This window comes from Nostoc sp. FACHB-280 (assembly GCF_014697615.1).
Lineage (GTDB): Bacteria > Cyanobacteriota > Cyanobacteriia > Cyanobacteriales > Nostocaceae > Nostoc_B.
The window spans coordinates 1-8011 of the sequence record NZ_JACJSD010000099.1; the positions used below are offsets into that span (position 1 = coordinate 1).

At 41.7% G+C, this 8011-nt stretch carries 8 protein-coding genes; 6 read left to right on the forward strand and 2 right to left on the reverse strand.

Going from position 1 to position 8011, the window contains the following annotated elements; all coding sequences use genetic code 11:
- A partial coding sequence (locus H6G75_RS32300) for a transposase (RefSeq protein ID WP_190982699.1) occupies positions 1–115 on the forward strand: 115 nt, incomplete at its 5' end.
- Positions 116–196: 81 nt separating this feature from the next.
- Here the strand turns inward: H6G75_RS32300 and H6G75_RS32305 are convergent.
- Complete coding sequence (locus tag H6G75_RS32305; protein ID WP_190983940.1) at positions 197–1426, reverse strand: amidohydrolase/deacetylase family metallohydrolase; 1230 nt, start codon at positions 1424–1426, stop codon at positions 197–199.
- 46 nt (positions 1427–1472) lie between these two features.
- The gene (locus tag H6G75_RS32310; protein WP_190983941.1) at positions 1473–2840 is read right to left on the reverse strand and encodes a cysteine desulfurase-like protein; all 1368 of its coding nucleotides are present in this window, start codon (positions 2838–2840) and stop codon (positions 1473–1475) included.
- Between the two features lie 450 nt (positions 2841–3290).
- On the opposite strand from H6G75_RS32310, the gene H6G75_RS32315 reads away from it, so the two are divergent.
- The 5 genes from H6G75_RS32315 to H6G75_RS32335 all read left to right on the forward strand — a co-directional run bounded on the left by H6G75_RS32315 (position 3291) and on the right by H6G75_RS32335 (position 7728).
- Positions 3291–3734: a DUF3011 domain-containing protein gene (locus H6G75_RS32315; RefSeq protein WP_190983942.1), complete on the forward strand. Its 444-nt coding sequence runs from the start codon at positions 3291–3293 to the stop codon at positions 3732–3734.
- Positions 3735–4079: 345 nt separating this feature from the next.
- Entirely contained in the window at positions 4080–4811 is a 732-nt protein-coding gene (locus H6G75_RS32320) for a cation diffusion facilitator family transporter (protein WP_242051728.1), read from the forward strand.
- Positions 4808–5029: a hypothetical protein gene (locus H6G75_RS32325; protein WP_190983944.1), complete on the forward strand. Its 222-nt coding sequence runs from the start codon at positions 4808–4810 to the stop codon at positions 5027–5029. The genes H6G75_RS32320 and H6G75_RS32325 overlap by 4 nt, the downstream gene beginning before the upstream one ends.
- Positions 5030–5073: 44 nt before the next feature.
- Complete coding sequence (locus tag H6G75_RS32330) at positions 5074–7116, forward strand: alkaline phosphatase (protein WP_242051729.1); 2043 nt, start codon at positions 5074–5076, stop codon at positions 7114–7116.
- 132 nt (positions 7117–7248) lie between these two features.
- Positions 7249–7728 carry a PEP-CTERM sorting domain-containing protein gene (locus tag H6G75_RS32335; RefSeq protein WP_190983945.1) on the forward strand — a complete coding sequence of 160 codons (480 nt, stop codon included), beginning with the start codon at positions 7249–7251 and terminating at the stop codon, positions 7726–7728.
- The last annotated feature ends 283 nt before the right edge of the window (positions 7729–8011 follow it).

Genomic DNA, 8011 nt, shown 5'->3' on the forward strand with positions numbered 1-8011 from the left:
AAACTTTTTTGCCAAACTCAAGCAATATCGAGGGATTGCGACGCGCTATGATAAACGCGCTACCAACTTTCTAGGTGCAATTTATCTTGTTGCTTCTATTATTTGGCTTAATTGATGACACGCCCTAAGCCTAGAATTATAATTCTAGGCTTAATTTGTTAGATTATAGGTAAAAAGTCAGGATTATAGAAGACATTTAGGCGATCGCAACTAAGTCTCGTAACAAGCGACAATGAGGTTGAATTAACTTTCCTGAACGCACTACCCCAACGGGAATGAGTCTTTGTTTAGCTTTTAGTGGTTGTCCTAAAGCGTCAAAAAGTAAACAATCACCTTCTACTAACTGGAGAATTGTGATATCTGCAATGGAACCAACTTTTAAAGTGCCAATTTCTGCATCAGCTTTTAAAACACGGGCTGGGTTGATGGTGACAGCAGCGATCGCATCTGTTAAATTTAGTCCCAAGGCTATTAATTTAGAAATTCCGCCACACAAACTATAATTCAGCGTTGAATCATCGTGCAGGCTCTTGAAATTGCCGTGAGCGTCACTACTAATGGTGTGAGGAAATACACCTTGCGCTATCATCCGTCGCGCAGTCTCAAAGCTGAATTTTAATCCATGTCCTAAATCTAATAATATGCCGCGCTCAATTGCTGCATACAACCATTCTGGAACTTGAGTGCGTGTTCCCAGTAACCCATCTGGTTGACAACTGTAGCAGTGACCTAAAATGTCTCCCGGTTTCATGTATGACAGTGCATTTTCTACTACCTTGTTGGGGTTTGGGCGATTAGTTTCATCTACCGGGAACAATTCTCCGGTGTGAACATATAAGGGTAGATTAGTGCGATCGCCTACTTCTCTTGCTAATTTTAGTACGTCCATTCCCCAGCGTGATATTGAGCCGGAATCTGCATGGACTTTAAAGCCCCGCACAATTTCGGGATTGGCTTGCGCTACTTTAATTAAGGTTTCTATATCTATTTTTTCTGGACTTTCTAACCCGGAAACTGTGTCACCAATAGTTTGGGCTATGGCATGGTTAACTAATAAAAAACTACGAACATCTGTTTGTGATTTCTCAACAATCTCTGATTTAAAGCCAGTAAATGTAAACGGACTACTACTACCTTGGTCAACAATTGTGGTTACGCCAGCATGAATTCCAACATCATCGGCTGGTACACCAAATGTTGTTACCCACTCATACACATGAACGTGCAGATCAATAAACCCAGGACAAATTAAATAATTACCTGCTGCAAATGTTAGCTGAGATTTATAAGTTTTTAACTGTTTGGTAATTGCGGCAATTTTACCATCACGGATAGCAATATCAAAACGACCATTCAATGATTGACTGGGGTCAATTACCCAACCATTGAGTAATACTAAATCGTAATATTTTAGGTGACTTTCCATAAAACCTCACGGGGTTAATATAACCCCGCATCTTGAAAAAGAGAAATTAATCATCAGGAAGCTCTGCTATTTCTCGTAACACATACAACAACTGATGAATTTCTTCAATGGTGTTGTAGTGTGCTAATCCAATTCGCAGTAAACCACCACTATTTTCTACACCTAACCTCTCTATTAAACCTAGAGCATAAAAATGACCGTGCCATGTAAAAATACCGCGATCGCCTAATGCTTGGGCAATAGTTTCAGGCGTTTTATTAGCTAGTCGCACGCCTACTGTTGGTGTCCGCCAAGCAAAACGATTCGGATTGGTGATGCCATAGCAGCTTAACCCAGGAATTTCTAAGAGTCCAGAAATTAATTTGTGACTCAGTTCCCGTTCGTATTGTTGAATAGCGGACATGGCTGCAACTAAGGCCGCACGGCGACTGTGATAAGCCGATGTGATGTTTGCTGGTTCTGATGATTTGAGAAAGCGGGGACAACTAAAGGTTTGTAAACCTTCTTTGTCAGCTGCAATTAAGGCTGCAACTAGTTCATTATCAATTGCAGGTGAAACATGACAACCAAGTTTAGTTAAATAATTAATTGCTGCAACTACCCCAGCCAAACCTTCATGATTTAAAGTTCCTGTTTCCCAGCGTGAAGGAACTTCGTCAGGTGCAGGTTTAACTTTATATGGTTGCAAGCGTTCTAGATGTTCTCGTTTACCGTATAAAATGCCAACGTGGGGGCCAAAGAATTTATAAGCAGAACAAGCTAAAAAGTCACAATCTAAACCATGTACATTAATTGGTGCGTGGGGTGCATAGTGAACTGCATCGACAAATACCCAAGCACCAACACTATGAGCCAAATTTGCGATCGCCGCAATATCATTAATCGTACCCACAGCGTTGGAAGCATAACTGACGGCGACTAATTTTGTCTTGGAATTAATCAGCCGTTCTAGTTCATTCATATCTAACGTGCAGTCATCAACATTAATATCGACAACGCGGATAATTGCACCTTGTTCTTCTAACGCATACCAAGAAGAAACATTGGCATAGTGATCTAGCCGTGTGACAATAATTTCATCACCTGGCTGCAATTCTCGACCAATCGCCCGACTCAAACTAAAGGTGAGAGTGGTCATGTTCGCACCAAATACCACCTCATCACTATCACATCCGAGAAAATCTGCGATCGCTGCACGAGCAGAGTTAATAGTAGCATCTGTACGCGCACTGGTGGCAAAATACCCATGAGCATTAGCATTTGACCTCACCAGATAGTCATTCATCGCATCTAATACTGCTCCTGGTACTTGCGTTCCACCAGGCCCATCAAAAAAAATAGCAGGTTGATTATTGATTTTTTGTGTTAGTGCTGGAAACTGGCTACGTATCCATTTCAAGTCAAGCGGTTCCATAGCAGACTCCTAAGTTAATCATGTATTACTTATATTTAGCGCCGCAGTTTTTTAAAATACCTTCTTTAATATTTCTCCTAACTTTGATTAGGCTATAATACCTCAGCAAAAAAATATACTTGGCTCTCAGGTTCAAGATAACTATTAATTCCGTAAAAAGTGTTTCTGCTTAAATGTAGTTAATAATATTTAATTATTGGTAAGAATCTAAAATATAGAAGTAGTAGTTATCTAGCGCCGACAACTACTACTGCTCAAGTATTAAAATTTCTATCCAAGAAAATCTTGATTTTTGCTTCTGGATTCAAACTTCCGACTCCAGAATTCTTCCCCTTGATAAGTGTAAAGAACATTTACAGATAATTTTAATAGCAAAATTACCTATTAATTTATTTCGCTACAATTACTATAGTTCCTGTTGAAAATTACTGAATCAGTCTAATAGTTGATATGGTTATACGTTTTCCCATAATTGCAGCTACCTTCATGGCTGCTAGTATTAGCATCGGTACACTTTTAGGCGCTGCCACCCCGGCTTCAGCCCAAGAGATTATAACTTGTTCTAGCCGAGATAATCAGAGAAATACTTGTTCTGTTCCCGGTAGAGGTAGAGTAAGGTTTGTTAGACAATTATCTAACGCTAGTTGTCGAGACAATTGGGGCTACCGAGGAAATCGGATCTGGGTACGAAATGGTTGCCGCGCTGAGTTTGCAGTTGGTAATGGCAGAAATGGTAGGTATGACAGAGACGATAGATACAACCGAAATGGTAGGTATGACAGAGACGACAGATATAACCGAAATGGCAGGTATGACAGAGATGATAGATATAACCGAAATGGTAGGTATGACAGAAATGACCGTTATGAAAGAGATGATAGGTATTACAGATAGTTAACTGTGAGTAGAAAATATTCACTACTATCTGAAAAATACTACTTTTAGCTGATGGCGATCGCTCCAGATATTTTGAAGCGATCGCCACTTCATTTATATATGTACTTGTACACAAATCATTATTAAAATGATTATCATTATTACATAGAGATTCCAAGTTTTTACTGATTTTTACCCGCTATTAAACCTTATTTACTCAATCGTTAACCTAAAGGCTGATACATTGAACGCGGGAATGTACAGGTATTCAGGTATCTCATAATGGTGCTTTCAGCGGGGAAGCATCTGACTGATAGCTTATTATTGGAGATAAACTCCAGTACGTACATCAGGTCAGATTCGATGCAATCAAGCCAGGTAAAGCAGAAATTTCAGGCTTTGTGGACTGCCTTAGTGTTACTCAGTGTATTTTTTTGTGTGGAATTGGGTGCAGGAATTTGGAGTCACAGCCTGTCTCTATTAGCAGATGCTGAACACATTCTCTCGGATGTAGCAGCGTTGGGTTTAGCACTAGTGGCTTCCTGGCTATCTCAATCCATATCTAAGCACAATATATTAGGACGTTACCGATTAGATATTTTGGCAGCCTTAGTAAACGGGATTAGTCTAGCTTGTATTGCTGGCTGGATTGTCAAAGAAGCTTTAGAGAGGCTGCAATCTCCAGATGTGGAGATTCTCGGTATACCAATGTTAGCAACAGCTTTAATTGGCTTGGGAATTAACAGTTTTAATGCTTTATATTTACATGGATGCAGTCATCAAGACCTGAATATCAGAGGTGCTTTTCTTCATCTTTTGGCGGATGTCGCTAGTTCAGTTGGTGCGGTGTTAGCTGCGATCGCAGTTATATGGCTGAATTGGACATGGGCGGATGGAGTCATCAGTTTATTAGTAGCGGCGTTAATCGCTGTTTTTGCAGCATATTTAGTGATTCAGAGTGTGAAATGCTTGCGCGGTCAAATTACCGACATTGCTAATACTAGTTGTATGTGTAATTTACCAGCCGAAGAATGTAGCGATCGCGTCCAAGCAGAGAAAATTTTGTTTCCATCCCTAGAGGAGATGATTCGATGATTTCTTTAATTAAAAGGCATTGGCGTTTATTAGCTTGTTTTTTGTCTGGCCTAGTTTTCACGGTAGCACTATCCTGGAAAATGCCAGTCCAACAACAAATCGCCTTCAAACCTGTTTATACCCAAGTTCCAATCCCAGAGAATCAATCACCAACGAATGAACAAACGCTGCTCTCACCTTTTGCAGCTGAACACCTGGAACACAACTTTTATCAATAATTAACTGCCAAAACTTACTCAAATAATTTACAAGGCGCACTGCAATGATTTTATTTTTAGAAAAGTTCAGGCGAGTGCTGGGCTTTGCTATGGCTTGTCTTTTTTCTAGCACCCTCCTGACATTTGCTAATCCTGCACCCGCTTTAGCTGAGGGTGATAACGGAATTAACGTCATCATCATGATTGGTGATGGTATGGGCTGGAACATGGCAAGAGCCGCAGCAGTAGCTAAAGGCGCACCCTTCTACACCAGTGGTAAAGGCTCTGGATTGAGCTTTCAAAACTTAACTGGCTATGGGCTAGTGACAACCTACGGCACAACCATTCAAAGCAGCACCCCAGCCAACCCAAGCAATCAGATACATTTAACAGGTAACTCTGCTCTAGATAACTCCAACTCATTGACTGGTGCGAGTCCCGTTCGTCCTGGGTTCACATTCATGCCCACTCCTTTTAACCCAGGCACTCGCCTTGATGGTAACACCACAAACCCCGGCAATTTAGCAGGTTATGACATCAGCCAAGGCGGCCCTGCTCCTTGGGTTCCTCTCACCCCTGCTAGTCCTGGTAGCTACAACAGAGAGTACATCAAGTGGAGTTATCCTGACTCGGCTAACACTGCCACTACTCTCTATACAGGTGTGAAGAGCTATAACAACGCTTTGGGTGTAGATATCTACGAGCGGAAGTTAACCACCATCTTAGAAATTGCCCAACAACAAGGCAAAGCTACTGGTCTTGTTACCTCCGTACCTGTAAGCCACGCCACCCCTGCCGCGGCAGCTTCTTTCGTCAACCGGCGGAGCAAGTACGACAGCGTTTACAACCCTGCTCTCAGCAACCAAGACAGCATTTTGCAACAAACATTGTTGAACTTTAAACCCAATGTCTTGTTAGGTGGTGGACATCCCTTAGACTTTCAAAATAGAACTGCTGTTGGGCCACTCTATACCTACGAATACATTACACAAGATACCTACGAGCATCTGAGAAATAACCCCACTCCTGCAACCAACAGATACGGCTACACCTTTTTGGAGCGTGGCCCAAATGCCACTCAAACACTGGTAAATACAGCAGCTAACATCGACCCCAATCAAGGTGGGAGATTATTTGGACTGTATGGTGCGCGTGGCCAAAACGGTAACTTGCCTACTAGTTCCTCTACAGGTGATTACCGCACCACAGGTTTAGATAACTTCTCTTTGTATAGCTCTGTTGTTATCACTGGTAGTGCCACACTGCCTTGTCAATCTGGTCAGTTAATTCCTGGCTCTATCAATGAATGCGTGCCTCAACTTGATGCCAATGGCAATCCTTTTGTTACTGATGCCAATGGGAACCGCGTCGCTCTTCCTAGCACTAGTCCATTTTCCTTGCGTAACGTAAATGGGGCGCTTGTTTCGCATCCAATTCGTGATACCGTTCGTCCTCTCTCGCCTGGTGAAACTGATGCTAGTTTTATTCAAAGAGAAATCAACGAAAACCCAACCTTGGCTGATTTAACCAAAGCCGCTCTCACCGTTCTGGGTAAAGACAGAGATGGTTTTTGGTTGATGGTTGAGGGCGGCGATATTGACTGGGCGGCTCACGACAATAATATGGATAACCTGCTTGGTACCATGAATGAATTTGACCGAGCAGTTCAAGAAGTAGTTAACTGGATTAACAATAATGGTGGTTGGAGCAAAAATTTGTTAATTGTGACTGCTGACCACGACCACTATTTGACTCTCAATAATGACTTTGCTTCTCGATTAACTCCCAACGCCAACCCAAATCAAGCCAGAGGCTTGAAGTATAACGCTGTAGACATCACTTACAACCGCAACAATCCTCGTGAAGCTGGTTACTTCTGGGGTTCTGACCCACAACAAAAGTACCTCTGGGGTAGCCACAGTCGTCGGCTTGTACCTGTTTACTACCAAGGTGCTTACTCTTCTACTCTGACCACACTTTTAGGACAACCAGTGCAGTTTACCGATACCACTGGAACGACTTACTCTGCACCTGGTGTTCGTGGGGTGGTAGACCAAAGCCATATCTTCCGAACCATGAGAGCTGCTTTGACAAGCCCAGCATCTTAAAGAGTCTAGAGCATAGAAAATACTACTCCCTAGCCTCTTTCCTCTCTATCCTAGTCAAGCTTTCAATTGCAGAGATGTTATTACTTCATCTCTGCTGCCAAAAATCAACTTTTACTATTTCAGAGAAAAATAATGTTGAAAAAATTAGCAGCAGCGACAGTAGGAACTGTATTAATTTTTGCTGCTGGAGAAACCTTACCAGCCCAAGCGGCAATCATTCGATATGACTTCTCTAACAGTGATAGAACGCTGGTTGGTAATTTTTCCTTTAACCAAGCCGCGGCCGCAGATGACCAATTTGTGACAGTGGGTGAAGGCTTAAAAATTTATGCTACCTTCGGTGGTCGGACATACACTGAAGCTGATGATGCTTTGGCGGCTGTTTTTACTACCTTTTCGGGCGAAATTCCCCCAAACCAAGGTTTGGGATTGCAATATGTAGTAAATGCTTTTAATGTCAACGCTGAGAATTTTATTACGGTAGACAGCTTGCAAAGCGTTACATACACTGCTAGTCCCGTTCCAGAACCAAGTGCGGTTTTGGGGTTATCTGTATTTGGACTAGGGTTGTTAGCACGTAAAAAGCAACAATCAGCCAAATCATCAAAGTAGGTTGTCTAAATTGGTGTTGGGCGATCGCAGCTAATTTTGCAAAATCTTACACAATCTCAGAATAACTCTTTTGGGGTGAGCGACAGATTTATTCAACGCTCACCCTAAAAATTTTGAGTATAAATTTAACTTATAACTTGATTTAATAAATCTTTCCTCAGAATACTTTACAAACTGCAACATTCTTGATTAAGATATGTAACAACAGGTGAAAACACCTGAAACATACATAACCAAAGCAATCATAAAGACATGACAGCAACCTTACAACAGCGCAAAAGCG

What these genes read in the sequence shown, in the direction of transcription:
- H6G75_RS32305 (WP_190983940.1), bottom strand. Translation starts at nt 1,426, where the DNA reads ATGGAAAGTCACCTAAAATATTACGATTTAGTATTACTCAATGGTTGG.
- H6G75_RS32310 (WP_190983941.1), bottom strand. Translation starts at nt 2,840, where the DNA reads ATGGAACCGCTTGACTTGAAATGGATACGTAGCCAGTTTCCAGCACTA.
- H6G75_RS32315 (WP_190983942.1), top strand. Translation starts at nt 3,291, where the DNA reads ATGGTTATACGTTTTCCCATAATTGCAGCTACCTTCATGGCTGCTAGT.
- H6G75_RS32320 (WP_242051728.1), top strand. Translation starts at nt 4,080, where the DNA reads ATGCAATCAAGCCAGGTAAAGCAGAAATTTCAGGCTTTGTGGACTGCC.
- H6G75_RS32325 (WP_190983944.1), top strand. Translation starts at nt 4,808, where the DNA reads ATGATTTCTTTAATTAAAAGGCATTGGCGTTTATTAGCTTGTTTTTTG.
- H6G75_RS32330 (WP_242051729.1), top strand. Translation starts at nt 5,074, where the DNA reads ATGATTTTATTTTTAGAAAAGTTCAGGCGAGTGCTGGGCTTTGCTATG.
- H6G75_RS32335 (WP_190983945.1), top strand. Translation starts at nt 7,249, where the DNA reads ATGTTGAAAAAATTAGCAGCAGCGACAGTAGGAACTGTATTAATTTTT.